This is a genomic window from Marinomonas posidonica IVIA-Po-181 (assembly GCF_000214215.1).
GTDB lineage: Bacteria > Pseudomonadota > Gammaproteobacteria > Pseudomonadales > Marinomonadaceae > Marinomonas > Marinomonas posidonica.
On record NC_015559.1, the window covers coordinates 3660249 to 3683693 of the forward strand.

Consider the following 23445-nt stretch of genomic DNA (forward strand, 5'->3'; position numbering starts at 1 on the left):
CTATGATACGAAGGCTTTTCAATAATCACTCAAAGTTATTTTTCACTCCGTTTCTACCATTCACAGCAATCCCTTCATCCAAATTGCACTAAGTTGTTTTTTCGAAGGAAGAATTGCTGGAGAAACCTTATTCTCTTCAGTGAAGAAGATCTGATTTGCTACTGCTCGCCCAGCATTTTGTGCATAAGTTACTTTATCGAAGCGGGTCTGATAGAAACGCTTAAGTATAGGTTCAAGGTTTACAAGATCATCCGTTTGATCAAGAATATCGACCAAATGCCACGCATCTTCCAACGCCTGACAGGCTCCTTGCCCTGACGTTGGTAACGGTGCATGAGCGGCATCACCAATAATCAATACATTATCTTTGTGCCAATACGGTAAAGGGTCCATATCATGCACAAAAATACGATTTAGTGAATCCTGATCGACCTTATCAATCAGCTCTGGAATAACGGGACACCAAGCAGAAAAACGCTCCTTCATTTCGTCATACCAACTTTGCTTTGAACGTTCTCTATCTATTTCACAACACCAAGCAGCCGCCCAGTAACAACGACCCTCTTCTACAGAAACAATACCAAAGCGCTCTTTGTTTCCTCTAAAATCGACAATGGCATCTTGAAAAAATGCATCCTTTAACGGGCTAATACCAATGATGTTGATAAACCTTTGGTAACGTGGCAATGCATTTCCTAAAAAAAGCGTGTCACGCACCACAGAACTCATTCGGCCTTCGGCACCAATCACCAAATCATATTCACCTTGCAAGGTGCGCACTTCTTTTGATGAGATATTTTTCTCAAAGTGAACCTCCCCTCCAAGTTCATTCAATTTGACATAAAGTGATTTCATTAAGTCTCGTCGAAGAATCGTAATGGTAGGAAAGCCACTTAGATCATTTACCTCTCCGATATCCAAACGGCTTTTCAAGTCACCGCTATTATCAAATTGATAGAGATGCTTAGGCTGTCCACCTAACGCTGCCAAAGACTCAAGAACCTTCATCTTTTTAATGACAAAACAAGCATTTGGCCATAGGGTCACCCCTGCTCCAATAGTAGAAATTTGAGCTTCTCGCTCAAACACAGTGACATCAAACCCTCGCTGTTTAGCTAAAATAGCGATAGACAATCCCGCCACGCCAGCCCCAACCACTGCAATATTTAACCGCTTCATGTAATGACTCCAATCAATATATTTCGATGTAAGACCTCCTAGTATGAACAAGGTACAATTCAACAAAAATACAGTAATATTGTTTTAACAGTCCCATAATTTGAGATAATTATGATTGAGAAATTAGAACTTCAGTGGCTATTAAGTTTTCAAGCTGTCTATGAAAATCTCAGCTTTAAGCTGGCCGCTGAACAGCGCCAGATCCCTACATCCAATATCAGTCGCCATGTCGCGTTACTGGAGCAAAGTCTAAACACCAGACTATTAGAACGAACAACTCGCAAGATGGTAGCGACAGAAGCAGGACAAAAACTGTATCAGTCAATCTCACCTTTGATTACGGCAATGGATAACGTGCTTGATGAAGTTACTAAGGACAATACAAACGTCAGAGGCCATCTAAAAATAATCGCACCAGATCTGCCTTTTTTAGCAGACATATTTGCTAACTTCTGCCACCAGCATCCTAGAATTCAGCTAAGCTGCGATACTCAGTTAACCCCTCAAGAGAGTGTTTTAGATGGCTACGATCTGATTCTGTGTTTTAGTCGAGGCAATTTACCGGATTCAAACTGGGTTGCAAAAGAAATGCTGCGGTGGAAGAGTTCCATTGTCGCCGCCCCTAGCTTGTTAAAAAAATATGCTCTACCGAATTCAATTGAGGACTTAATAGATACCCCCTGCATCACCAGCTTATCCATAATGCAAGGGAAACCTTGGCGCTTTAAAAATGATCAAATCGCTTCAATACAATCCAATTACAAAGTAAACAGCGGACAAATGGCAAAAGCCGCAGCACTTAAAGGCCTTGGATTTGCCATCTTGCCGAGACAGTCATGTGAGGCAGAAATAGAATCGGGAAAATTAGTTGAAATCCAGTTGAATCAAGAACCAGCAGACCTTGTACTCTATGCCATGTATTCAAGCAGACCATTCCCAAAGCAAAAAGTGAAAAGCATGTTGGATATGCTTTCAGCAGTTTGTGAGGATATTGCATAGGCAAAGCCCAACTTGCGGATGTCAGCTCTGTGTCTGGCTTCATCTGCGAACCTTACGCCATCGTAAACGCCACCGACATCACCCACTTCGGCGGCTGGCGCAGCTACTTGGCGAGTTTGAACTAACGACTTAAACAAGGGTTAATAAAAACCAAAAAGCCTTCGTATCTATGATACGAAGGCTTTTCAATGATCTCTCTGTTCTGTCAGCTGAATGGTTCAAACAGACTATACAAGCACATCCAGACCTTTGTCGGCGACCAAATTCAACAGTTTTAATGACGGCCCATTCGGCTTCTTAACGCCTTGCTCCCACTTTTGCACTGTGGACTTGCTAGTATTCAAATAAGCAGCAAAGACGCCCTGACTCGCTCGATTTTTTGTACGGATACTTTTAATTTGCTCGGCTGTGAACACTTTTACTGGAGGCAAACACATGGCATCAAACTCACGCAGAGTCGTCTCTTTCATCACGCCAGCATCGTACAACTGCTGAGCGGTATCTTGCACCATGTCTAAGATTGATTTATCCATTATTTTTTACCTCGATAAATGCACCGTGTTCAATGGCGATAATGAGCTCAATATCACTGTACTCAAGCAATTCTTTCGCTAACCTTCTTAGCGCTCTCAATTCATCAGCATCAATATTTGCTCGACTGTTTTTAGCAAAGCCATACATGAAGAATGCTCTTTGGCCAAATCTGTAAGCTAACAGTGTTCTGGCACCAGCGCTTTTTCCTCGACCACCGAGTGCCACGCGTTTTTTGAACACATGACCACCTAAATCCGCGTCCACTAAGCCTTTTTCAATTTCATCAACGGCTGTTATCAAAGCACTATCAGCCAAACCTTCCTTAATCGCCCAGCGATGGAATGCCTTATTTTTAAATATCCGCATGATTCGTCCTTGATCTAATCGGATTAGAAATAAATCATAGCACTTAGTGATATAATTATCGAGTATTTAAATAGACCCAAAACAAGCTTATCGATAATAATAGTCTGGTAACGATTAAAGGCCACATTCCTATATACTTATTTAAAAATCGTTTAAAAGAAGGATGGTTAGATGATAAGTGCGAACATTTGGTTTTTAGCAATTTTAACTTGGCTATTTTCCTTCGGCTTTAGCAACAATGGAGCAATTGCAACAGCAACATCTGTCACTCTCGTTATTTTGCTATTAGCTTACTTCTCACTGAAAATGAAAATTCAGCGAAAACGTTACAGTAAGAGTGATTTTAACGATCAGTACTTAAAAGAAATTAAAGAAGTAATGAAAGAACCAAAAGGCATTGAGCTCTCTGCTTATGAGGAGCGAGTACGTCGAAACTTGCTAGTCGTTTCCTTTTTTGCTTTAGCTTTCATTTCTTTAGATCTACAAATCAATTCTGAATCAAAACTTCTAGGGGGTATAACATTCTCTAACTTGACACCCAATAAGGTCTATATTTTATTAATTCTAATAATCGGGTACGAACTTGTTCATTATGTATGGAATTTGATAACTAGCTTTATGCATTGGAGAGTTCGCTTAACAGGAGTAAGCACTATAGAGCTTAGGGGAAATGTTGATGCAGCATTTTCGTCTTCTAATATTACTCCCCTAGATCATACTGGCAAAGATGAAAACTCCAACTTATATGTCTGGATGTTTGAACAAGCACTACAACCTAAAGATGACGTAAATACAAGCTTACAAGCAACCCATTCAACTTTAGAAAAAGTGACAGAAGAATTGCAAAAAAATGAGCAAAACTCTAATACTACACATCTCGAAACTATACTAAAAACTCTAAATGGTAATGTTCAATCACTAAATATAAACGTAATTAAACTTATTGAGCTTGCCGAACATAAACGAATAGATGGATCGTTACTTTATTTCGACCAATGGTTCAAATTATTAAAAAACTCTAAAAACATACAATGGATCTTTCTCGATTTTTTACTTCCAATTTCATTAGGCACCATAGCAATAATTTTGCTAATCACAGAAATAACCTAAATAAAATTCCCCAGCATACGCATAGAATACTTTTATTTTGGTTTTACAAAAGCATAACCACTCGCAGCGGTTAAACGATAACATCGATGTAAGGATGATGTTTTTATCTAAACACTATACTCTCATGACCAATCTAAGATATAAAAAAAGCCCCGCAGGTGCGAGGCTTTCTGGTCTTTCTGACTAAACGACAAGTCCTCCTTAGAACGGAATATCGTCGTCGAAGTCGTCAAAGTTTGGCGCTTGTTGTGGCTTCTGTTGCTGCGGCGCTTTTTGTTGTGGCGCTTGCTGCTGAGGAGCCTGTTGCTGAGGCGCATTGCCCCAGCTACCAAAAGACTGTGGTTGAGCCTGTGGCGCTTGCTGTTGTGGTGCCGCTTGTTGCTGAGGCTGTTGGCCGTAACCACCTTGAGCAGGTTGCTGGTTAAAGCCACCTTGTGGCGCTTGTTGTTGTGGCGCAGCTTGCTGTGGTGCTTGATTGAAGCCACCTTGTGGTGCTTGCTGCTGAGGTTGTTGACCGTAGCCACCTTGACCTTGCATGCTGTCGTAACCGCCAGCAGAAGGCGCAGCGCCGTCGTTGCGGCCATCTAGCATTTGCATTTCGCTAGCGATGATTTCTGTGGTGTAACGCTTAATGCCGTCTTTTTCCCACTCACGAGTACGCAATGAACCTTCTACATAGACTTTAGAGCCTTTTTTGATGAAGTCACCTGCGATTTGACCTAGACGGTAGTTACCACGGTCCATGAAAGACACTCGGTGCCATTCGGTACGTTCTTGCATCTGACCTGTTTGCTTGTCACGCCAGCTTTCGGTTGTCGCCAAGCTCACGTTTGCCACAGCGCCACCAGACGGCATGAAACGCACTTCGGCATCGTTACCGGCGTTACCTACTAAAATTACTTTGTTTACTCCACGTGCCATGACGTTCTCCAACTGAAATTAGTTCTTTCTTTATACATTAGCTTGTGGTGCAAGTTGCACCAGGGCTGCTTTGTCTAATTGCTTTTTATCCACTTTAAGATAAGCGGTTTGTTCATCTTCAAATATTTGCATGCCTTCCACTCCTTGGACGTTTGCAAGTTGTTCGGCCAACTCAGTCACTTCTGCGCTGGTCATATTAGGTAAACTGAAAGCTAAGCTGGTCAATTGGCGTGGGGCCGGTTGCACCATACAAACCAAAGACCACGCCAGAAAAATCACGCCCACTACAAAAAACACACCTTCATTCGCGTGGTGTTGTAGCAGCCATCCACCACCCACACCGCCAATAAAGGAGCCGATAAATTGATGGGTGGAAAATACGCCCATGGCCGTCCCGCGATAACCAACTGGGGCAAGTTTGCTAACCAGTGAGGGTAATACCGCTTCCATGGCATTAAAACCAATAAAGTAGCCCCACAGTAACACAGCAAACAACCAAAACAAGGAAGCTCCTTGTAGGCCAATTGAACAGATTCCAAGCAAAATAAAGACGCCAATCAGCACTTCTTTCATCTTGCCTTTCGCTTCCGCAATGATCACCAATGGTAACATACCCACAAAGGCAAAACCCATGATTGCTAAGTAAAACCAACTATGTTGTGACAAGGCGAGACCAAACTCATTGATCAAACGCCCTGGCACCACCACAAAGATGGCGGTTAAGCTGGCATGAATAAATAACACGCTGATATTAAGAAAACGTAGACGAGCATTCTTCATCACGGCACCGAGTGCCGTTAGGCTCGGCGTGGTGTCTCGTCGGAAGGTATGTTGCACGCTATTCGGCACAGCAAACAAAATAAGCGCAATGCCGACAAAGGACAAAGCCAACGAGAGATAGAACAAGCCAGACAGCCCAACCAGTGCAAATAGCCAAGGTCCGAAGACCAGTGACAGCATAAACGACGCACCAATACTGATGCCCACACTGGCCATGGCCTTAGTTCGGTTTTGTTCCCGTGTAACGTCACTTAATAACGCCATTAAGGTGCTGGCAATGGCCCCTGCGCCTTGCACTGCTCGCCCAATAATGAGTGTGTTAATGTCATCGGCATTGGCACAGATGAGACTGCCCAGTGCAAACAGCAATAAGCCAATGACAATCACCCGTTTGCGACCAATTTTATCGGACCACATGCCCATTGGAATCTGCAGACAAGCTTGCGTTAGTCCATAAATCCCGATCGCGGTTCCAATTAACGCCGCATCGGCACCCGTCAGGCCATCTGCTGCCACGCTAATGACAGGCATGATGAGAAATAAACCTAACATGCGGAACAAATAAATCAGTGCTAAGGCGATTACTGAACGTCGTTCGAGTAGATCCATAAGGAGGTCACAACCACTTAACGTTGGGGTTAAGAAAAAAAGATGCTAATTTTACCGAATTTACCGTTGAAGCTCCATTTCAACTACTGTAAAAATAGACAGTTATTTTATTAAATGCAGATTTACTTCTGTCGATCAGTTTTTATTGGAGACCCATGGATACCATTACCATACGCGGGGCCCGCACCCACAACCTGAAAAATGTGGATTTAGATATTCCAAGAGACAAGCTTGTGGTCATTACGGGGCTCTCGGGCTCAGGTAAATCCTCTCTCGCTTTTGACACCTTGTATGCCGAAGGACAGCGTCGTTACGTTGAATCTTTATCAACATACGCGAGACAGTTCTTGTCCATGATGGAAAAACCAGACATTGATCACATTGAAGGTTTGTCTCCGGCCATTTCCATTGAGCAAAAGTCCACATCTCATAACCCAAGGTCAACGGTCGGCACCATCACCGAAATCTACGATTATTTGCGTTTGCTATTCGCCCGCGCAGGTCAACCTCGCTGTCCAGACCATGGTGAGCCTTTGGAAGCCCAAACCATTTCGCAAATGGTGGATAAAGTCATTTCCTTGCCTGAAGACACTAAGATGATGTTGCTAGCGCCCATCGTCAAAGACCGAAAAGGTGAGCACTTACACACTATCAGTGACCTATTATCAAAAGGCTTTATTCGCGCTCGTATCGACGGCATAGTGGTCGACCTAGACGATGCACCCGCGCTGGAAAAAAACAAGAAACACACCATTGAAGTGGTCATCGACCGCTTTAAAGTGCGGGCAGATTTGCAGCTGCGTCTGGCGGAGTCTTTCGAAACCTGTTTGGAATTGTCCGATGGCATTGCCAAAGCCATTAATATGGACGAACCGGATGAGGAATACATTTTCTCCAGTAAATTTGCTTGTCCTGTTTGTGGTTACAGCTTAACGGAACTGGAACCTCGCCTTTTCTCATTCAACAACCCAAACGGGGCTTGTCAGACTTGTGATGGCTTAGGTACGCATCAGATGTTTGATCCTGAGCGTATTATTCAGGATGACACCCTGACTTTGGCAGAAGGTGCCATTCGCGGTTGGGGACGTCGCAGTATTTTCTACTATCAACAGCTGACAGCACTAGCTAATCACTACGGCTTTGATATCGAAGCGCCTTACAAAGACATTCCTGACAATTTTAAAAAGCGCATTTTAAATGGCTCTGGTAGCGATAAGATCAGCTTCGTTTACATTAATGAGCGCGGCGATAAGATGACGCGTTCACACGCGTTTGAAGGTGTGATTCCGAATCTGCAACGCCGCTACCATGAAACCGAATCCGACAGTGTACGCGATGACTTGGCTCAGTACATTAGCGTGCAACCTTGTCCAGACTGCCACGGTTCTCGCTTGAACCGTTCAGCACGTAATGTCTTCATTGAGGAACAAACTCTACCCGAGATCGTCACCTACTCTATCTCTGACTGTTTAAGCTACTTCGAGAACTTGCAGTTAACCGGTGCCAAAGGTGAAATCGCCGCCAAGATTCTAAAAGAGATCCGCGACCGTCTGACCTTCTTAGTGAATGTGGGTTTGGAATACCTGACCCTAGATCGTAAAGCGGATTCCTTATCCGGTGGGGAAGCACAACGAATCCGGCTTGCCAGCCAGATTGGCGCGGGCTTGGTTGGCGTCATGTACATTCTGGATGAACCTTCCATTGGTTTGCACCAGCGCGACAATGAGCGCCTGATCGCAACCCTGACTCGCCTTCGAGACTTGGGCAATACCGTGATTGTGGTGGAACACGATGAAGACGCCATTCGCATTGCCGATCATGTTGTGGATATCGGCCCTGGTGCGGGAGTGCACGGTGGACAAGTGATTGCCAGCGGCACACCACAAGACATTATGGATTGTGAGTCGTCCATTACTGGTAAATTCCTAACCGGTGAGCGTAAGATTGAAGTACCCGCGTTACGTCATCCAGCGAAAGACGGCAAACATCTGAAGCTAATCGGCGCCACGGGCAATAATCTGAATAATGTGGATTTAAGCATTCCTCTTGGCGTCATGACGTGTGTCACTGGGGTGTCTGGCTCAGGTAAATCGACTTTAATCAATGGCACTCTTTATCCATTGGCGGCTACGGCATTAAACGGTGCAACGACCTTAAAGCCAGCGCCACACAGTAAAGTGGAGGGCATGGACGAATTCGATAAATGTGTCGACATTGATCAGAGTCCAATTGGTCGTACTCCGCGCTCTAACCCAGCGACCTACACCGGCATTTTCACACCAATGAGAGAGCTGTTCTCAGCCACTCAAGAAGCACGTTCACGCGGTTATAAGCCAGGTCGTTTCAGCTTCAACGTCAAAGGTGGCCGCTGTGAAGCCTGTCAGGGTGACGGTGTGATCAAGGTGGAAATGCATTTCTTACCCGATGTGTATGTGCCTTGTGATGTCTGTAAAGGCAAACGCTATAACCGTGAAACCTTAGAAATTCATTACAAAGGCAAGAACATTCACGAATGCTTAGAAATGACCATTGAAGACGCTCGTGAGTTCTTTGACCCCGTTCCATCCATCGCTCGAAAACTGCAGACCTTGATTGACGTTGGACTGGGTTACATTCGTTTAGGACAGGCAGCCACCACCTTGTCTGGTGGTGAAGCACAACGTGTCAAACTGGCAAAAGAATTGTCTAAGCGTGATACCGGTAAGACCTTATACATTCTGGATGAGCCGACCACTGGACTGCACTTTGCCGATATTGAGCAGTTGCTGAAAGTACTGCATCGTTTGCGTGACCACGGCAATACCATAGTAGTGATTGAGCATAATTTGGATGTGATCAAAACGGCAGATTGGATTGTTGATCTGGGCCCAGAAGGCGGTAGTGGCGGCGGCTACATCATTGCCGAAGGGACGCCGGAAGAAGTTGCTAAGAAAGACAACTCTCATACCGCACGATTCCTAAAAACCATGCTCTAACCTTTTCCTCTCATGCACCAATAAAAAAGCACTTAGGAATTCTCTAAGTGCTTTTTTTATAACGTTTTCTTTGTGGATAGATTGAGACTTTATCCACAAAAAAATCTTTTGCCGCTATTGGTATTACTATCTTTACTAGAAACGCTTAATAATCAGGCACAAAAAAACCGGACTCAAGAGTCCGGTTTTTTAATTACATACTGATGTTACTCAGCGGCTTCTGCTTCTGGTCGATCAACCAATTCAACATAAGCCATAGGTGCGTTGTCACCTGTACGGAAGCCACATTTCAAAATGCGAACATAACCGCCAGGACGAGCTTGGTAACGAGGACCAAGTTCAGAGAACAATTTACCTACTGCATCTTTGCTACGAGTACGAGCAAAGGCAAGGCGACGATTCGCTACGGAATCAACTTTCGCCAATGTGATCAAAGGCTCTGCAACACGGCGCAATTCTTTTGCTTTAGGCAACGTCGTTTTAATAACTTCGTGCTCAAACAAAGAAGCAGCCATATTTTTGAACATCGCTTTACGATGCGAGCTAGTACGGTTTAAGTGACGTCCACTCTTACGATGACGCATTATACATTCCTTACCAAACTACGGTGGTCAGGGAACAATGACCTAGCGAGCTAGAACTTTGCTATCGTCTTTCAAACTAGCTGGTGGCCAGTTTTCTAGACGCATTCCCAAAGACAAACCACGCTGTGCTAAAACATCTTTGATTTCAGTTAACGACTTCTTACCTAGGTTAGGCGTCTTAAGAAGCTCAACCTCAGTACGTTGAATCAAATCACCGATGTAATAAATGTTCTCTGCTTTTAAACAGTTAGCACTGCGAACGGTCAATTCAAGATCATCAACCGGGCGTAGCAAAATTGGATCAATCTCATCCTCTTCTTCTTCAACTGGTGCTTCGCTTTCACTTTCAAGCGCAACGAAGACCGCAATTTGTTGTTGAAGAATCGTCGCTGCACGACGAATCGCTTCTTCAGGATCGATCGTACCGTTGGATTCGATGTCTAGCACCAATTTATCCAAGTCTGTACGTTGCTCTACACGAGCATTATCGACACTGTAAGCCACACGACGAACAGGGCTGAATGAGGCATCCAGTTGCAAGCGACCAATTGGACGAGTCTCATCGTCGCCAGCAACACGAGCATCAGCAGGCTCATAACCACGGCCACGAGCGACTTTGATCTGCATAGTTAACTCTGCAGTATCGTCTAAGTGCGCAATAACATGATCCGGATTAGCGATCTCTGCATCAGCAACTAACTGGATGTCCCCAGCCGTTACGACACCAGGACCTTTTTTACTTAGAGTAAGAGTTGCTTCATCTTGCCCGTGTAGAGCGATCGCAACTCCTTTCAGGTTAAGAAGAATTTCAATTACATCTTCTTTAACCCCTTCGATTGCGCTGTATTCGTGTAATACACCGTCGATTTCGACTTCAACAATCGCACAACCTGGCATAGAAGATAAAAGAATACGACGCAACGCATTACCCAAAGTATGACCAAAACCACGTTCTAGCGGTTGTAGCGTAACTTTAGCGCGCGTTTTGCCTAATTCCTGAACTTCAATGTTGCGTGGGGTTAACAACTCGCTCACTGAACGCTGCATAGATCCACCTATTTCTTAATCCCAATCACCGACTTACTTAGAGTAAAGTTCGACGATTAGGTTCTCATTAATTTCAGCTGATAAATCGGCACGTTCTGGAGCAGCTTTAAAAGTTGCTTCCAATTTAGTTGCATCAACTTCGATCCAATGGATCGGCGCGCGATTTTTAGATAGCTCTAGTGCGCTTTGTACACGCAATTGCTTCTTAGCTTTTTCACGGATAGACACAACATCACCAGCTTTCACTTGGTAAGATGGAATGTTAACCGTTGCACCGTTTACTAGAATGCCTTTATGGCCTACTAGTTGACGAGCTTCCGCACGTGTAGAACCAAAACCTGCGCGGTATACAACGTTATCTAAACGTGATTCCAAAAGTTGCAAAAGGTTTTCGCCAGTTGCGCCTTTTAGACGAGCTGCAGATTTGTAGTAGTTACGGAATTGTTTTTCAAGAACACCGTACATACGACGTACTTTTTGTTTCTCACGTAATTGCAAGCCGTAATCAGAAAGACGTCCGCGACGTGCACCGTGCACACCAGGAACTGTTTCTGCTTTACATTTAGACTCAAGAGCGCGTGAACCGCTCTTCAATTGCAAGTCGGTACCTTCACGACGAGACAACTTACAAGTTGGACCTATATAACGAGCCATATGTCTGTCTCCTCAATTAAACGCGACGTTTCTTAGGTGGACGGCAACCGTTGTGCGGGATTGGCGTCACATCTGTGATGTTATTGATACGCAAGCCCAATGCATTCAATGCACGAACTGCGGACTCACGACCAGGACCAGGGCCCTTGATCATTACGTCTACGTTTTTAAGGCCGAATTCTTGTGCGACAGCACCGGCACGTTCCGCTGCTACTTGAGCTGCGAATGGTGTACTTTTTCGAGAACCGCGAAAACCAGAACCACCGGCAGTCGCCCAAGACAATGCATTGCCTTGACGGTCGGTGATAGTCACGATCGTGTTGTTAAATGACGCGTGTACATGAGCAACACCGTCGACAACCGTCTTTTTGACTTTTTTCTTGGTATTGCGCGTAGCTGGCTTAGCCATATTGCACTTTCCTATTTAATGCTCAGCTCTAGCGATTTTTTCAGCTAGAGCGAAACGCGTTTATATTACTTACGAATAGGCTTACGAGGGCCTTTTCGTGTACGAGCGTTCGTTTTGGTACGTTGACCACGAACTGGTAGGCTGCGGCGATGACGAATCCCGCGATTACAACCTAGGTCCATCAAACGTTTGATAGACATACTGACTTCACGTCGTAAGTCACCCTCTACAGTATACTTAGCAACTTCGCCACGAAGCTCATCAAGGATATCATCACTTAAAGAGCCTATTTTCGCAGTTTCTGCAACACCCGTAGCGGCGCAAATAGCGCGCGAACGTGTGCGACCAATTCCGAAGATGTAAGTCAGAGAAATGACCGCATGTTTATTGTCAGGAATATTGACACCGGCTATACGAGCCATTCACTTTACTCCGTTGTTATTGATGATTAATTCATCACTTTACTTTCATGAGGGCGGCTGATTATGCCTACATTTGTAGGATAAATCAACCACCCATTCCCATCGTCGAGAAATCTCGTTATTAGCCTTGACGCTGCTTGTGACGAGGCTCAACACAAATCACTCGAACTGAACCGTTACGACGAACGATTTTGCAGTTACGACAGATTTTCTTTACAGATGCACGTACTTTCATGTTCAACTCCAACCTACGCTTAACGCATTAGGCCATTTGGACCATAACCAGTCAGATTAGACTTCTTCATTAATGATTCGTATTGCTGACTCATCAAATGACTTTGAACTTGCGACATAAAGTCCATAACAACCACCACTACGATCAACATAGAGGTGCCGCCAAAGTAGAACGGTACGTTCCACGCAACAACAAAGAATTGAGGCATCAGAGACACTAGTGTGATGTACAAAGCACCAAACAGTGTCAAACGAGTCATTACTCCATCAATATATCGAGCAGTATGATCGCCTGGACGAATACCCGGTAAAAAAGCACCGGATTTTTTCAAGTTATCTGCCACATCTTTAGGGTTGAACACTAGGGCTGTATAGAAAAAGCAAAAGAAAACAATTGCGATCGCAAACAACAGCACATAGAGCGGTTGCCCAGGAGCCAGTGCCAAAGAAATATTTTGCAACCATTCCATGCCTTCACCTTGACCGAACCATTGGCCGATCGACGCTGGGAACAACAGAATACTGGAAGCAAAAATTGGCGGGATAACACCAGCCATATTTACTTTAAGAGGCAAATGACTCTTTTGTGCAGCAAACACTTTTTTGCCTTGCTGACGCTTAGCATAGTTAACCGTAATACGACGCTGACCACGTTCGATGAAAACAACGAATGCGATGGTCGCAATGGCTAAAATACCAATTAGCAACAAAGCCAATATATTAATATCGCCTTGACGAGCCGACTCAAATGAGCGACCTAGAGCAGATGGTAGACCCGCCACGATACCAGCAAAGATTAGAATGGAAATACCATTACCAATGCCTTTCTCAGTGACCTGCTCACCTAACCACATTAAGAAGACAGTACCTGCCACCAAGGTCACAACAGCAACAGCATAGAATTCCATGCCAGTACTGAATGAGATGCCCTGACTCGCTAGGCCAACCGCCATAGAGGCAGACTGGACCAAGGCAAGCAGCACGGTACCGTAACGGGTGTATTGGGTAATCTTACGACGACCCGCTTCACCTTCTTTCTTTAATTGCTCTAGCTGCGGACTCACGACCGTCAATAACTGCATAATAATTGAGGCAGAAATATAAGGCAGGATCCCAAGCGCGAAAATACTCATACGCTCAAGAGCGCCACCTGAGAATACGTTAAATAAACTCAGTATTGTGCCTTCATTTTGATCAAACAGTGCTGACAATCTATCAGGGTTAATACCCGGAACCGGAATGTGTGCACCAATTCGATATACAATAATTGCCAAGAATACAAAGCGGATACGAGCCCAAAGCTCGCTCAATCCATTTTGCATGCCGGCAGGTAGTGAGCCACGCTTTGCCATTTATTCCTCGACTTTTCCGCCAGCTGCTTCGATAGCGGCACGAGCACCTTTAGTCACTTTAAGACCACGAACGGTAATCGCTTTGTCGATAGAGCCAGACAAGATTACACGAGCAGTTTTAATCTGATGACCTAGAATGTCGGCGTTTTTCAGAGCAGCCAAATCTACAACTTCAGCATTTACAGCAGCAAGCTCGTTTAAACGAACCTCAGCAACATACTTTGCCTGACGCGAAGTGAAACCAAATTTTGGCAGACGCTTCTGCAAAGGCATTTGACCGCCTTCAAAACCAGGTTTTACTGAGCCACCGGAACGAGACTTAAGACCTTTATGGCCACGTCCACCCGTTTTGCCCAAGCCGCTACCAATGCCGCGACCTACACGTTTAGGAGCATGCTTGCTACCTTCGCCAGGACGAAGTGTATTTAAGAACATGTTATTCTCCTACCACTTTAACCATGTAATAAACTTTATTAACCATGCCACGTACAGATGGAGTATCTTCCAACTCACGTGTTTGGCCAACTTTACGCAAACCCAAGCCTTTAACTGTTTCACGGTGCTTTGGAAGACGACCGATCGGGCTACGGGTTAGTTGAACTGTGATGGTTTTATTCGCCATGACACATTACCCCAAAATTTGATCGACAGACTTGCCGCGTTTAGCCGCAATTTGCTCAGGCGCTTTCATGTCCTGCAGACCTTTAATCGTAGCGCGAACCACGTTTACTGGGTTTGTAGAACCGTAACATTTCGCCAATACGTTGTGTACGCCAGCGATTTCAAGAACCGCACGCATAGCACCACCGGCGATGATACCTGTACCTTGTGAAGCAGGTTGCATGTATACATTTGAAGAACCATGCGTTGCTTTCACAGGATACTGAAGAGTATCGCCATTTAATTTAACAGAAATCATGTTGCGGCGAGCCTGCTCCATTGCTTTCTGTATAGCTTGAGGCACTTCGCGCGCTTTACCGCGACCGAAGCCAACCTTGCCATTTCCATCACCAACGACTGTCAAAGCTGTGAAAGAGAAGATACGACCACCCTTTACAACTTTAGCAACGCGGTTTACTTGAACTAGCTTCTCTTGGAGGTCGCTAGTTTGTTGATCATTAACTGCCATTTGCTACCCCTTAGAACTCTAGACCGGCTTCACGTGCAGCATCAGCAAGAGCTTGAACGCGGCCATGGTATTTGAAGCCAGAACGATCAAATGCGACCGTAGTGACGCCTGCTTCTTTAGCGCGAGTAGCAATCAAAGTACCAACTTGTGTAGCTGCATCTTTGTTACCAGTCGCTGTAGCACGTAGAGTTTCTTCCACTGTAGAAGCGCTAGCTAGCACTTTACTACCACATGGAGAAATTACTTGAGCATACATATGGCGTGGTGTGCGATGTACAGTAAGACGATTCGCACCTAATTCACGAATATGCAAACGCGCACGACGTGCACGACGAATTCGAGATTGTTTTTTAGTGTTCATGAATGCCTACCTACTTCTTCTTAGCTTCTTTACGACGAATAATTTCGTCAGCATAGCGAACACCTTTACCTTTATAAGGCTCAGGCGGACGGAAACCGCGAACTTCTGCAGCAACCTGACCAACGGCTTGTTTATCAATGCCTTTGATCACGATTTCTGTTTGCGAAGCACATTCAGCTGTTACGCCTTCAGGTAGTTCATAATCTACTGGGTGAGAAAAACCCAATGACAGGTTAAGTACTTTACCCTTTAGGGCAGCACGGTAACCAACACCTTGAAGAATCAATCGTTTCTCGAAACCTTGGCTTACACCAACAACCATGTTGTTAACCAAAGCACGAGTCGTACCAGCTAGGGCACGGCTTTGTTTAGCACCATCGCGTGCTGCGAAAGTGATAACATTTTCTTCTTTAGACACTTGAACGCTTGTGTGAACGTTAAACTCTAGAGAACCTTTACCGCCTTTTACAACAACGTTTTGGCCATTTAGAGTCAAATCTACACCACTAGGAAGCGTCACCGGACTATTAGCAACTCGAGACATACTAACTCCTAGAATACTGTGCAGATTACTTCGCCGCCGATACCAGCAGCACGAGCTGCACGATCTGTCATCACACCTTTAGAAGTAGAGATGATCGCAACACCAAGACCAGCTTCTACTTTAGGTAGGTTGCTAGTTGCTTTGTATTGACGCAAGCTTGGACGAGAAGCGCGTTTAATTTGTTCGATAACTGGCTTACCTTCGTAGTATTTCAACTCGATAGTAAGCGTTGGCTTAACTGCCTCATCTACTGAGAAGTTACCAACGTAACCTTCTTCACGTAGAACTGCAGCAATTGATGCCTTCATTTTTGACGAAGGCATGCTCACAGATGTTTTTGAAGCCATCTGTGCATTACGAATACGTGTGAACATATCCGCAAGGGTATCTTGCATACTCATTTAAGAGCTCCTAATTAAAAAAACCATTGTGCAGCAAATAGAGCTCGCGCATAGTACACAGCAGCGAGCAGAATGTCCAGCTTTTAGACACCCCACTCACTGCCATGTATTATGATCGTGCTCTACTTGCTTACCAACTAGCTTTCTTCAAGCCTGGTACGTCGCCACGCATCGCTGCTTCACGCAACTTGATACGAGACAAACCGAAACGACGGTAAACACCGTGCGGACGGCCTGTTACTTGGCAACGATTACGCTGGCGAGAAGAAGATGAATCGCGTGGAAGCGCTTGCAATTTAAGCGTTGCTTCCCACTTTTCATCGTCCGATGCATTAACGTCGCTAATGATCGCCTTTAGAGCAGCACGCTTTTCAGCGTACTTAGCTACTAATTTGGTGCGTTTTGCTTCGCGCTGAACCATTGAAACTTTTGCCATGATTCCTACCTCTTATTTCTTGAAAGGGAAATTAAAGGCGGCTAACAAAGCACGACCTTCTTCGTCGGTACGAGCCGTTGTTGTGATTGTGATATCTAGACCACGTACACGATCAACTTTATCGTAATCGATCTCAGGGAAGATGATCTGCTCTTTAACACCCATGCTGTAGTTACCACGACCGTCGAAAGACTTAGGATTAAGTCCACGGAAGTCACGGATACGTGGGATAGCAACATCAACCAAACGGTCGAAGAAATCCCACATACGCTCACCACGTAGCGTTACTTTACAACCGATCGGGTAACCGTCACGGATTTTAAAGCCTGCTACTGATTTACGCGCCTTAGTCACTACAACTTTTTGGCCGCTAAGTGCTTGAAGATCATTTACCGCATGCTCAAGAAGTTTCTTGTCTGCGATAGCTTCACCAACACCCATATTTAAAGTGATTTTAGTGATTTTAGGCACTTCCATCACGTTCCCGTAACTAAACTCTTCTGTAAGTTTTGCTACGACCTGATCTTTATAAACTTGCTTAAGTCTCGCCATGGCTATAATTCTCGCTCTTAGGCGTCGATCGCTTCACTGTTTGATTTAAAGATACGTACCTTAGTACCGTCTTCATTCAATTTAAAGCCGACGCGATCCGCTTTACCTGTAGCATTGTTAAAAATGGCTACGTTAGAAACCTGGATAGGTGCTTCTTTTTCAACGATGCCGCCAGTTGAACCCTTCATAGGGTTTGGCTTCTCGTGCTTCTTGACCATATTAATGCCAGAAACAAGAACTCGGCTCTCGTCTAATACCTTAACAACTGTACCGCGCTTACCTTTATCTTTACCGGCAATTACGATTACTTCGTCGTCACGTTTGATCTTACGCATAAATGTCCCCTCCCTCTTACAGCACTTCAGGTGCAAGAGAAACAATTTTCATGAACTGCTCATTACGCAATTCACGTGTTACAGGGCCAAAGATACGAGTACCAATAGGCTGCCCAGACGCATTCAGTAGAACCGCAGAGTTTACATCAAAACGGATTACAGAACCATCAGGACGACGAACACCTTTCTTAGTTCTAACGACAACAGCGTTTAGAACCTGCCCTTTTTTAACACGACCGCGAGGGATCGCTTCTTTCACTGTGACCTTAATAATGTCACCGATAGCAGCATAACGACGATGTGAGCCACCCAGTACTTTAATACACTGAACACGCTTAGCGCCGCTGTTATCTGCTACATCAAGCATCGATTCCGTTTGAATCATTACTGCTCTCCAATCAAATTAGATAACAAGTCTCACGAAGGAAGGAGCAGCTTAAACAGCTGCTGCTTTCTCAACAACCTGAACCAGATTCCAAGTCTTAGACTTAGAGTAAGGACGTGTTTCAACGACCTTAACAGTATCACCGATCTGGCACTCATTGTTTTCATCGTGAGCGTGTAATTTTGTTGAACGACGTACAAACTTACCGTATAGAGGGTGTTTTTCTGTACGCTCAACAAGTACTGTAATGGTTTTATCCATCTTATCGCTTACTACTTTACCAGTAGCTGTACGCGCTTTTGTTTCTGCCATCTTAGTTACCTGCCTTATCATTTAGCACGGTTTTAACACGTGCGATATTGCGGCGAACTTGCGAGAGCAAATGAGTTTGCGCTAACTGACCAGTGGCTTTCTGCATGCGCAGATTAAATTGCTCACGTAGTAGTTCGATCAAGGTCGCTTGTAGCTCAGCTACAGACTTTTCTTGCAGTTCTTTTGCTTTCATCTACATCACCGTACGCGTTACGAAAGTTGTGGACAGAGGAAGCTTAGCCGCGGCCAATGCAAATGCTTCGCGAGCTAACTGCTCAGAAACACCCTCAACTTCATAAAGCATCTTGCCAGGTTGAATTTGAGCAACCCAGTATTCTACGCTACCCTTACCTTTACCCTGACGAACCTCAAGAGGTTTCTGAGTAATAGGCTTATCAGGGAATACACGAATCCAAATCTTACCACCACGTTTGATGTGACGAGTCATTGCACGACGCGCCGCCTCAATTTGACGAGCAGTAATACGACCGCGTTCGGTCGACTTCAATCCGAATTCACCAAAGCTAACCTGGTTGCCGCGAAGAGCAAGACCGCGGTTACGACCTTTTTGCATCTTACGGAACTTAGTACGTTTCGGCTGTAACATGACTTACCCCCTACTTAGACTTCTTCTTTTGTGCGCCTTTATCAGCACGCACTTGCTCAATACCGCCCAAGATTTCGCCTTTGAAGATCCACACTTTGACACCAATGATGCCGTAAGTTGTGCTTGCTTCATAAGTAGCGTAGTCAATGTCTGCGCGTAGAGTGTGAAGAGGTACACGACCTTCACGGTACCACTCAGCACGTGCGATTTCAGCACCGCCTAGACGACCACTTACCTGAACCTTGATACCTTTCGCGCCGGCACGCATAGCGTTTTGTACTGCACGCTTCATTGCACGACGGAACATAACACGACGCTCTAATTGGCTAGCAATGTTAGCTGCAACCAATTTCGCATCCATTTCAGGCTTACGAATTTCTTCGATGTTGATGTGAACAGGAACGCCCATCATCTCAGAAACTGCATTACGTAGTTTCTCAACATCTTCACCTTTCTTACCAATCACGATGCCTGGACGAGCGGTGTGAATAGTAATACGAGCTGTTTGAGCAGGACGCTGAATCTCAATACGAGAAACAGAAGCCTGAACTAATTTTTTCTCCAAGTACTCACGTACCTGAAGATCATTTAATAGCAGCTTAGAGTAGTTTTGATTATTCGCATACCAAGTAGAAGTATGATCTTTAACTATCCCTAGGCGTATACCAGTTGGATGAACCTTCTGACCCATTGGGTTTCTCCTAATTAGTCAGCGACTTTAACTGTAATATGGCAACCGCGTTTCAAAATACGGTCAGCACGGCCTTTGGCACGTGGCATGATACGTTTTAGAGTCATAGCCTCATCAACGTATGCCGTAGATACACGCAAGTCATCGATATCAGCACCTTCGTTATGCTCTGCATTCGCAATAGCAGACTCAAGTACTTTTTTGACAATTACTGCCGCCTTTTTAGGACTGAACGCTAAGATGTTCAGTGCTTCGCTAACAGATTTGCCGCGGATTTGATCTATAACCAAACGGGCCTTCTGCGCAGAGAGGCGAGCACCCTTTAATGAAGCGCTTACTTCACTCATGTTAATACCCCTTATTACCGTTTGGCTTTCTTGTCCGCAGCATGACCACGATATGTACGGGTCGGAGCGAACTCACCCAATTTATGACCGACCATGTCTTCAGTTACTAGAACTGGAACATGTTGGCGACCATTATGGACAGCGATAGTCAACCCTACAAAATCAGGGAAGATAGTAGAACGGCGTGACCAAGTCTTAATTGGACGGCGCTCTTTTTTCTCTACCGCAGCCTCTACCTTTTTCAACAAATGAAGGTCGATAAAAGGACCTTTTTTTAGTGAACGTGGCACAGTCTATTCCTCTTATTACTTAGTACGACGACGTACAATAAGTTTATCAGTACGCTTGTTACTGCGTGTTTTGTAGCCTTTAGTTGGCACACCCCAAGGCGTAACTGGGTGACGACCACCTTTACTACGACCTTCACCACCACCATGTGGGTGATCAACCGGGTTCATCGCCGCACCGCGAACGGTAGGACGAATACCACGCCAACGCGTAGCACCAGCTTTACCAAGAACTCGCAAGCTATGCTCAGAGTTTGATACTTCACCCAAAGTAGCACGACACTCAGTCAAAATCTTACGCATCTCACCTGAACGTAGGCGAAGAGTAACGTAACGACCTTCACGAGCAACTAGCTGAGCAGACGCACCTGCAGAACGTGCAATTTGTGCACCTTTGCCTGGCTTAAGCTCAACACAGTGAACTGTGCTACCTACAGGAATATTTTGCAGTGGCAAAGTATTACCTGCTTTGATTGGCGCGTCAGCACCACTAAAGACAACATTGCCTGCCGCCATACCTTTGGAAGCGATAATGTAACGACGCTCACCATCAGCATATTTAATCAATGCAATATTTGCAGAACGGTTTGGATCATATTCCAAACGCTCAACTACCGCTTGAATTCCATCTTTGTTACGACGGAAGTCAACCATACGGTAATGCTGCTTATGACCACCACCTACGTGACGCGTAGTGATGCGTCCGTTATTGTTACGTCCACCTGATTTGCTTTTCTTATCTAGCAAAGGTGCATATGGTGCGCCTTTGTGCAAATCGTTGTTAGTAACTTTAACAACGTGACGACGGCCTGCAGACGTTGGCTTACTTTTTACAACAGCCATTGACCTATCTCCCCTTATTCAGCGACCATGAAATCAATGTCTTGGCCTTCAGCCAAACGAACGTACGCTTTTTTCACGTCGCTACGCTTGCCAAGACCACGAACTGTACGCTTAGTTTTACCTTTATGGTTCAACGTGCGAACAGACTCAACTTTGACTTCAAATAGTGCTTCGATAGCTTGTTTGATTTCAGGTTTTGTTGCATCACCAGCTACACGAAAAACGTACTGACCATTACCTTCGGCAACGATAGTCGCTTTTTCAGAGATGTGTGGACCCAACAGAACTTTATAAATACGTTCGCCGATCATGCTAGTGTCTCCTCAACTTGTTTCAGAGCACCAACTGTCACCAACACTTTGTCGTAAGCAATCAAGCTAACAGGATCGATAGACGCTGCATCACGTACATCCACGTTAGGGATATTACGAGCTGCTAAAAACAGATTGTCGTCCAATTCGTGAGAAACGACCAAAACGTTTTCAACATTCAATTCTGCCATTTTTGCTGTGAAGAGCTTAGTTTTTGGAGCTTCCAATTTAAGTTCTTCAACTACAACAAGACGGTCTTGACGTACTAGTTCAGACCAGATGGTGCGCATTGCTGCACGGTACATCTTCTTGTTCACTTTCTGAGAGTGATCTTGTGGCTTAGCAGCAAATGTTACACCACCGGAGCGCCATAGAGGGCTACGGATAGTACCTGCACGTGCGCGACCAGAACCTTTTTGTTTCCAAGGTTTGCGTCCGCCACCGGCTACTTCAGAGCGTGTTTTCTGAGCGCGTGAACCCTGACGAGCACCAGCCAAGTAAGATGTAACTACTTGGTGAACTAGCGCTTCGTTGTATTCACGAGCAAAGGCTACATCAGAAACTTCTACCGTTCCCTTTGCACCTGTAAGATTCAAGTTCATTGTCTACCCCTCTTAGCGAGCTTTAACAGCTGATTGAAGAATAACATCACCGTTAACTGCACCAGGAACCGCACCCTTCACAAGGATAAGGTTACGTTCAGCATCAACACGAACCACTTCTAGTGATTGAGTTGTTACTTGAGCAGCGCCCATGTGGCCAGCCATTTTTTTGCCTTTCCAAACACGACCAGGTGTTTGACATTGGCCAATGGAACCAGGAGCACGGTGAGACAATGAGTTACCATGTGTTGCGTCTTGCGTACGGAAATTATGACGCTTAACGGCACCTTGAAACCCTTTACCCTTTGATTGACCAGTTACATCAACCATTTGGATAGATTCGAAATCAGCAACTGTTAGTTCATCACCAACATTGATTTCTTTTTCATCACCAGACAGGCGGAACTCCCACAAACCACGACCCGCTTCAACGTTCGCTTTTGCATAGTGTCCAGCAGCAGCTTTGTTTACACGGTTTGAACGGCGAGAACCAACAGTGACTTGAACAGCTTGATAGCCATCAGTTTCTGCAGTTTTCACCTGAGTTACGCGGTTCGGTTCAACCTCGATGACGGTTACTGGCACGGATACACCATCTTCGTTGAAGATACGTGTCATTCCGGCTTTACGTCCGACTAATTGAATAGTCATTTTCTACCTCATTTGCCAGTTGTGTATGGGGCTATCACCCGCTACGGCTGACCATTCCAGATCATTCCACTAATGTGCATAAGCCGACTGATAACCAGCCGGTTCTCGCACCCCAAACTTTGAGTTATTAACCCAAAGAAATTTGTACTTCCACGCCTGCCGCAAGGTCTAGCTTCATTAGAGCATCAACAGTTTTTTCTGTTGGCTCAACGATGTCTAGAACGCGTTTGTGTGTACGGATTTCATACTGATCACGCGCATCTTTGTTTACGTGTGGAGAAATCAATACAGTGTAACGCTCTTTGCGAGTAGGAAGTGGAATCGGTCCACGTACTTGCGCACCTGTACGTTTCGCTGTGTCCACAATTTCTTGTGTTGAAGCATCAATCAGACGATGATCGAAAGCTTTCAGACGAATACGGATTTTTTGGCTTTGCATTTCCAACTCCAAATACAATGTTGTCATGACTTAACTG

Annotated in this window: 37 protein-coding genes; 4 read left to right on the forward strand and 33 right to left on the reverse strand. The window is 45.0% G+C overall.

Annotated elements, in window-relative coordinates; translation table 11 throughout:
- Window positions 1–60: 60 nt before the first annotated feature.
- Entirely contained in the window at window positions 61–1179 is a 1119-nt protein-coding gene (locus MAR181_RS16865; protein WP_013797810.1) for an FAD-dependent oxidoreductase, read from the reverse strand.
- A 111-nt stretch (window positions 1180–1290) separates the two neighbouring features.
- Between MAR181_RS16865 and MAR181_RS16870 the strand changes: the two genes are divergently transcribed.
- Together MAR181_RS16870 and MAR181_RS18765 are read left to right on the forward strand one after the other, a co-directional pair.
- Window positions 1291–2178, forward strand: a complete 888-nt coding sequence (locus tag MAR181_RS16870) for a LysR family transcriptional regulator (RefSeq protein WP_013797811.1) — start codon at window positions 1291–1293, stop codon at window positions 2176–2178.
- 29 nt (window positions 2179–2207) lie between these two features.
- Window positions 2208–2303 carry an allophanate hydrolase-related protein gene (locus MAR181_RS18765; RefSeq protein ID WP_425357348.1) on the forward strand — a complete coding sequence of 32 codons (96 nt, stop codon included), beginning with the start codon at window positions 2208–2210 and terminating at the stop codon, window positions 2301–2303.
- A 102-nt stretch (window positions 2304–2405) separates the two neighbouring features.
- Here MAR181_RS18765 and MAR181_RS16875 read toward each other — a convergent pair whose 3' ends face one another.
- Together MAR181_RS16875 and MAR181_RS16880 are read right to left on the reverse strand one after the other, a co-directional pair.
- A complete protein-coding gene (locus MAR181_RS16875; RefSeq protein WP_013797812.1) occupies window positions 2406–2711 on the reverse strand; it encodes a helix-turn-helix domain-containing protein in 306 nt (101 codons plus the stop codon).
- A complete protein-coding gene (locus MAR181_RS16880; RefSeq protein ID WP_013797813.1) occupies window positions 2704–3078 on the reverse strand; it encodes a type II toxin-antitoxin system RelE/ParE family toxin in 375 nt (124 codons plus the stop codon). The genes MAR181_RS16875 and MAR181_RS16880 overlap by 8 nt, the downstream gene beginning before the upstream one ends.
- Before the next feature lie 171 nt (window positions 3079–3249).
- Between MAR181_RS16880 and MAR181_RS16885 the strand changes: the two genes are divergently transcribed.
- Complete coding sequence (locus MAR181_RS16885; RefSeq protein ID WP_013797814.1) at window positions 3250–4188, forward strand: hypothetical protein; 939 nt, start codon at window positions 3250–3252, stop codon at window positions 4186–4188.
- Between the two features lie 201 nt (window positions 4189–4389).
- Here the strand turns inward: MAR181_RS16885 and ssb are convergent, their stop codons facing one another.
- Window positions 4390–5109: a single-stranded DNA-binding protein gene (ssb, locus tag MAR181_RS16890; RefSeq protein ID WP_013797815.1), complete on the reverse strand. Its 720-nt coding sequence runs from the start codon at window positions 5107–5109 to the stop codon at window positions 4390–4392.
- A 30-nt stretch (window positions 5110–5139) separates the two neighbouring features.
- A complete protein-coding gene (locus MAR181_RS16895; RefSeq protein WP_013797816.1) occupies window positions 5140–6498 on the reverse strand; it encodes an MFS transporter in 1359 nt (452 codons plus the stop codon).
- 155 nt (window positions 6499–6653) lie between these two features.
- On the opposite strand from MAR181_RS16895, the gene uvrA reads away from it, so the two are divergent.
- Window positions 6654–9473 carry an excinuclease ABC subunit UvrA gene (gene uvrA, locus MAR181_RS16900; protein ID WP_013797817.1) on the forward strand — a complete coding sequence of 940 codons (2820 nt, stop codon included), beginning with the start codon at window positions 6654–6656 and terminating at the stop codon, window positions 9471–9473.
- Between the two features lie 206 nt (window positions 9474–9679).
- On the opposite strand, the gene rplQ is transcribed toward uvrA, so the two are convergent.
- From rplQ to rpsJ, 28 genes are all read right to left on the reverse strand, one after another.
- Window positions 9680–10057, reverse strand: a complete 378-nt coding sequence (rplQ, locus tag MAR181_RS16905; RefSeq protein WP_013797818.1) for a 50S ribosomal protein L17 — start codon at window positions 10055–10057, stop codon at window positions 9680–9682.
- Window positions 10058–10099: 42 nt separating this feature from the next.
- Window positions 10100–11104 (reverse strand): DNA-directed RNA polymerase subunit alpha, encoded by a 1005-nt coding sequence (locus tag MAR181_RS16910; protein WP_013797819.1) that lies wholly within the window; start codon window positions 11102–11104, stop codon window positions 10100–10102.
- A gap of 33 nt (window positions 11105–11137) precedes the next feature.
- Window positions 11138–11758, reverse strand: coding sequence for a 30S ribosomal protein S4 (gene rpsD / locus MAR181_RS16915; RefSeq protein ID WP_013797820.1), 621 nt, complete (start codon window positions 11756–11758; stop codon window positions 11138–11140).
- Window positions 11759–11774: 16 nt separating this feature from the next.
- A complete protein-coding gene (gene rpsK / locus MAR181_RS16920; protein ID WP_009836290.1) occupies window positions 11775–12167 on the reverse strand; it encodes a 30S ribosomal protein S11 in 393 nt (130 codons plus the stop codon).
- 65 nt (window positions 12168–12232) lie between these two features.
- Window positions 12233–12589, reverse strand: a complete 357-nt coding sequence (rpsM, locus tag MAR181_RS16925; protein WP_013797821.1) for a 30S ribosomal protein S13 — start codon at window positions 12587–12589, stop codon at window positions 12233–12235.
- 121 nt (window positions 12590–12710) lie between these two features.
- Entirely contained in the window at window positions 12711–12824 is a 114-nt protein-coding gene (gene rpmJ, locus MAR181_RS16930) for a 50S ribosomal protein L36 (protein WP_012071915.1), read from the reverse strand.
- Window positions 12825–12843: 19 nt separating this feature from the next.
- Complete coding sequence (gene secY / locus MAR181_RS16935; RefSeq protein ID WP_013797822.1) at window positions 12844–14175, reverse strand: preprotein translocase subunit SecY; 1332 nt, start codon at window positions 14173–14175, stop codon at window positions 12844–12846.
- Complete coding sequence (gene rplO / locus MAR181_RS16940; protein ID WP_013797823.1) at window positions 14176–14610, reverse strand: 50S ribosomal protein L15; 435 nt, start codon at window positions 14608–14610, stop codon at window positions 14176–14178. It lies immediately after the preceding gene.
- Between the two features lies 1 nt (window position 14611).
- On the reverse strand, window positions 14612–14797 hold the full coding sequence (gene rpmD / locus MAR181_RS16945) for a 50S ribosomal protein L30 (RefSeq protein WP_013797824.1): 186 nt from the start codon (window positions 14795–14797) through the stop codon (window positions 14612–14614).
- Between the two features lie 6 nt (window positions 14798–14803).
- Window positions 14804–15304 carry a 30S ribosomal protein S5 gene (rpsE, locus tag MAR181_RS16950; RefSeq protein WP_013797825.1) on the reverse strand — a complete coding sequence of 167 codons (501 nt, stop codon included), beginning with the start codon at window positions 15302–15304 and terminating at the stop codon, window positions 14804–14806.
- A gap of 10 nt (window positions 15305–15314) precedes the next feature.
- Window positions 15315–15665, reverse strand: coding sequence for a 50S ribosomal protein L18 (rplR, locus tag MAR181_RS16955; protein ID WP_013797826.1), 351 nt, complete (start codon window positions 15663–15665; stop codon window positions 15315–15317).
- A gap of 10 nt (window positions 15666–15675) precedes the next feature.
- Window positions 15676–16209, reverse strand: a complete 534-nt coding sequence (rplF, locus tag MAR181_RS16960) for a 50S ribosomal protein L6 (RefSeq protein WP_013797827.1) — start codon at window positions 16207–16209, stop codon at window positions 15676–15678.
- An 8-nt stretch (window positions 16210–16217) separates the two neighbouring features.
- Complete coding sequence (rpsH, locus tag MAR181_RS16965) at window positions 16218–16610, reverse strand: 30S ribosomal protein S8 (RefSeq protein WP_013797828.1); 393 nt, start codon at window positions 16608–16610, stop codon at window positions 16218–16220.
- Window positions 16611–16740: 130 nt separating this feature from the next.
- Window positions 16741–17046, reverse strand: a complete 306-nt coding sequence (rpsN, locus tag MAR181_RS16970) for a 30S ribosomal protein S14 (protein ID WP_013797829.1) — start codon at window positions 17044–17046, stop codon at window positions 16741–16743.
- 12 nt (window positions 17047–17058) lie between these two features.
- Complete coding sequence (rplE, locus tag MAR181_RS16975; RefSeq protein ID WP_013797830.1) at window positions 17059–17598, reverse strand: 50S ribosomal protein L5; 540 nt, start codon at window positions 17596–17598, stop codon at window positions 17059–17061.
- Between the two features lie 17 nt (window positions 17599–17615).
- Window positions 17616–17933 carry a 50S ribosomal protein L24 gene (gene rplX, locus MAR181_RS16980; RefSeq protein WP_013797831.1) on the reverse strand — a complete coding sequence of 106 codons (318 nt, stop codon included), beginning with the start codon at window positions 17931–17933 and terminating at the stop codon, window positions 17616–17618.
- A gap of 16 nt (window positions 17934–17949) precedes the next feature.
- Window positions 17950–18318 carry a 50S ribosomal protein L14 gene (gene rplN / locus MAR181_RS16985; RefSeq protein ID WP_013797832.1) on the reverse strand — a complete coding sequence of 123 codons (369 nt, stop codon included), beginning with the start codon at window positions 18316–18318 and terminating at the stop codon, window positions 17950–17952.
- 51 nt (window positions 18319–18369) lie between these two features.
- Window positions 18370–18630, reverse strand: coding sequence for a 30S ribosomal protein S17 (gene rpsQ, locus MAR181_RS16990; RefSeq protein WP_013797833.1), 261 nt, complete (start codon window positions 18628–18630; stop codon window positions 18370–18372).
- Window position 18631: 1 nt separating this feature from the next.
- A complete protein-coding gene (gene rpmC / locus MAR181_RS16995) occupies window positions 18632–18823 on the reverse strand; it encodes a 50S ribosomal protein L29 (protein WP_013797834.1) in 192 nt (63 codons plus the stop codon).
- A complete protein-coding gene (gene rplP, locus MAR181_RS17000; RefSeq protein WP_013797835.1) occupies window positions 18824–19237 on the reverse strand; it encodes a 50S ribosomal protein L16 in 414 nt (137 codons plus the stop codon).
- Between the two features lie 10 nt (window positions 19238–19247).
- Complete coding sequence (rpsC, locus tag MAR181_RS17005; RefSeq protein WP_013797836.1) at window positions 19248–19928, reverse strand: 30S ribosomal protein S3; 681 nt, start codon at window positions 19926–19928, stop codon at window positions 19248–19250.
- 14 nt (window positions 19929–19942) lie between these two features.
- Window positions 19943–20275 carry a 50S ribosomal protein L22 gene (gene rplV / locus MAR181_RS17010; RefSeq protein ID WP_013797837.1) on the reverse strand — a complete coding sequence of 111 codons (333 nt, stop codon included), beginning with the start codon at window positions 20273–20275 and terminating at the stop codon, window positions 19943–19945.
- 14 nt (window positions 20276–20289) lie between these two features.
- Window positions 20290–20565, reverse strand: coding sequence for a 30S ribosomal protein S19 (rpsS, locus tag MAR181_RS17015; protein WP_013797838.1), 276 nt, complete (start codon window positions 20563–20565; stop codon window positions 20290–20292).
- 15 nt (window positions 20566–20580) lie between these two features.
- A complete protein-coding gene (gene rplB / locus MAR181_RS17020; RefSeq protein WP_013797839.1) occupies window positions 20581–21405 on the reverse strand; it encodes a 50S ribosomal protein L2 in 825 nt (274 codons plus the stop codon).
- 14 nt (window positions 21406–21419) lie between these two features.
- Window positions 21420–21716, reverse strand: a complete 297-nt coding sequence (rplW, locus tag MAR181_RS17025; RefSeq protein WP_013797840.1) for a 50S ribosomal protein L23 — start codon at window positions 21714–21716, stop codon at window positions 21420–21422.
- Window positions 21713–22318 (reverse strand): 50S ribosomal protein L4, encoded by a 606-nt coding sequence (rplD, locus tag MAR181_RS17030; protein ID WP_013797841.1) that lies wholly within the window; start codon window positions 22316–22318, stop codon window positions 21713–21715. Before rplD ends, rplW begins: the two co-directional genes overlap by 4 nt.
- A 12-nt stretch (window positions 22319–22330) precedes the next feature.
- The gene (gene rplC / locus MAR181_RS17035; RefSeq protein ID WP_013797842.1) at window positions 22331–22969 is read right to left on the reverse strand and encodes a 50S ribosomal protein L3; all 639 of its coding nucleotides are present in this window, start codon (window positions 22967–22969) and stop codon (window positions 22331–22333) included.
- Window positions 22970–23096: 127 nt separating this feature from the next.
- Window positions 23097–23408, reverse strand: coding sequence for a 30S ribosomal protein S10 (gene rpsJ, locus MAR181_RS17040; protein WP_012071937.1), 312 nt, complete (start codon window positions 23406–23408; stop codon window positions 23097–23099).
- Window positions 23409–23445 lie beyond the last annotated feature (37 nt).

Coding starts and splice junctions, on each gene's coding strand:
- MAR181_RS16865 (WP_013797810.1), bottom strand. CDS start 1,179: ATGAAGCGGTTAAATATTGCAGTGGTTGGGGCTGGCGTGGCGGGATTG.
- rplO (WP_013797823.1), bottom strand. CDS start 14,610: ATGTTCTTAAATACACTTCGTCCTGGCGAAGGTAGCAAGCATGCTCCT.
- rplF (WP_013797827.1), bottom strand. CDS start 16,209: ATGTCTCGAGTTGCTAATAGTCCGGTGACGCTTCCTAGTGGTGTAGAT.
- secY (WP_013797822.1), bottom strand. CDS start 14,175: ATGGCAAAGCGTGGCTCACTACCTGCCGGCATGCAAAATGGATTGAGC.
- rpsK (WP_009836290.1), bottom strand. CDS start 12,167: ATGGCTAAGCCAGCTACGCGCAATACCAAGAAAAAAGTCAAAAAGACG.
- rplW (WP_013797840.1), bottom strand. CDS start 21,716: ATGATCGGCGAACGTATTTATAAAGTTCTGTTGGGTCCACACATCTCT.
- MAR181_RS16895 (WP_013797816.1), bottom strand. CDS start 6,498: ATGGATCTACTCGAACGACGTTCAGTAATCGCCTTAGCACTGATTTAT.
- rplB (WP_013797839.1), bottom strand. CDS start 21,405: ATGGCTGTTGTAAAAAGTAAGCCAACGTCTGCAGGCCGTCGTCACGTT.
- rplD (WP_013797841.1), bottom strand. CDS start 22,318: ATGAACTTGAATCTTACAGGTGCAAAGGGAACGGTAGAAGTTTCTGAT.
- rpmC (WP_013797834.1), bottom strand. CDS start 18,823: ATGAAAGCAAAAGAACTGCAAGAAAAGTCTGTAGCTGAGCTACAAGCG.
- rplR (WP_013797826.1), bottom strand. CDS start 15,665: ATGAACACTAAAAAACAATCTCGAATTCGTCGTGCACGTCGTGCGCGT.
- MAR181_RS16870 (WP_013797811.1), top strand. CDS start 1,291: ATGATTGAGAAATTAGAACTTCAGTGGCTATTAAGTTTTCAAGCTGTC.
- rpsE (WP_013797825.1), bottom strand. CDS start 15,304: ATGGCAGTTAATGATCAACAAACTAGCGACCTCCAAGAGAAGCTAGTT.
- rplN (WP_013797832.1), bottom strand. CDS start 18,318: ATGATTCAAACGGAATCGATGCTTGATGTAGCAGATAACAGCGGCGCT.
- rplC (WP_013797842.1), bottom strand. CDS start 22,969: ATGACTATTCAATTAGTCGGACGTAAAGCCGGAATGACACGTATCTTC.
- MAR181_RS16875 (WP_013797812.1), bottom strand. CDS start 2,711: ATGGATAAATCAATCTTAGACATGGTGCAAGATACCGCTCAGCAGTTG.
- uvrA (WP_013797817.1), top strand. CDS start 6,654: ATGGATACCATTACCATACGCGGGGCCCGCACCCACAACCTGAAAAAT.
- rpsM (WP_013797821.1), bottom strand. CDS start 12,589: ATGGCTCGTATAGCCGGTGTCAATATTCCTGACAATAAACATGCGGTC.
- ssb (WP_013797815.1), bottom strand. CDS start 5,109: ATGGCACGTGGAGTAAACAAAGTAATTTTAGTAGGTAACGCCGGTAAC.
- MAR181_RS16885 (WP_013797814.1), top strand. CDS start 3,250: ATGATAAGTGCGAACATTTGGTTTTTAGCAATTTTAACTTGGCTATTT.
- rplE (WP_013797830.1), bottom strand. CDS start 17,598: ATGGCGAGACTTAAGCAAGTTTATAAAGATCAGGTCGTAGCAAAACTT.
- rplQ (WP_013797818.1), bottom strand. CDS start 10,057: ATGCGTCATCGTAAGAGTGGACGTCACTTAAACCGTACTAGCTCGCAT.
- rpsQ (WP_013797833.1), bottom strand. CDS start 18,630: ATGGCAGAAACAAAAGCGCGTACAGCTACTGGTAAAGTAGTAAGCGAT.
- rplX (WP_013797831.1), bottom strand. CDS start 17,933: ATGCGTAAGATCAAACGTGACGACGAAGTAATCGTAATTGCCGGTAAA.
- rpmJ (WP_012071915.1), bottom strand. CDS start 12,824: ATGAAAGTACGTGCATCTGTAAAGAAAATCTGTCGTAACTGCAAAATC.
- rpsD (WP_013797820.1), bottom strand. CDS start 11,758: ATGGCTCGTTATATAGGTCCAACTTGTAAGTTGTCTCGTCGTGAAGGT.
- rpsN (WP_013797829.1), bottom strand. CDS start 17,046: ATGGCAAAAGTTTCAATGGTTCAGCGCGAAGCAAAACGCACCAAATTA.
- rpsJ (WP_012071937.1), bottom strand. CDS start 23,408: ATGCAAAGCCAAAAAATCCGTATTCGTCTGAAAGCTTTCGATCATCGT.
- rpsC (WP_013797836.1), bottom strand. CDS start 19,928: ATGGGTCAGAAGGTTCATCCAACTGGTATACGCCTAGGGATAGTTAAA.
- MAR181_RS16880 (WP_013797813.1), bottom strand. CDS start 3,078: ATGCGGATATTTAAAAATAAGGCATTCCATCGCTGGGCGATTAAGGAA.
- rplP (WP_013797835.1), bottom strand. CDS start 19,237: ATGTTACAGCCGAAACGTACTAAGTTCCGTAAGATGCAAAAAGGTCGT.
- rpsH (WP_013797828.1), bottom strand. CDS start 16,610: ATGAGTATGCAAGATACCCTTGCGGATATGTTCACACGTATTCGTAAT.
- rpmD (WP_013797824.1), bottom strand. CDS start 14,797: ATGGCGAATAAAACCATCACAGTTCAACTAACCCGTAGCCCGATCGGT.
- rplV (WP_013797837.1), bottom strand. CDS start 20,275: ATGAGTGAAGTAAGCGCTTCATTAAAGGGTGCTCGCCTCTCTGCGCAG.
- MAR181_RS16910 (WP_013797819.1), bottom strand. CDS start 11,104: ATGCAGCGTTCAGTGAGCGAGTTGTTAACCCCACGCAACATTGAAGTT.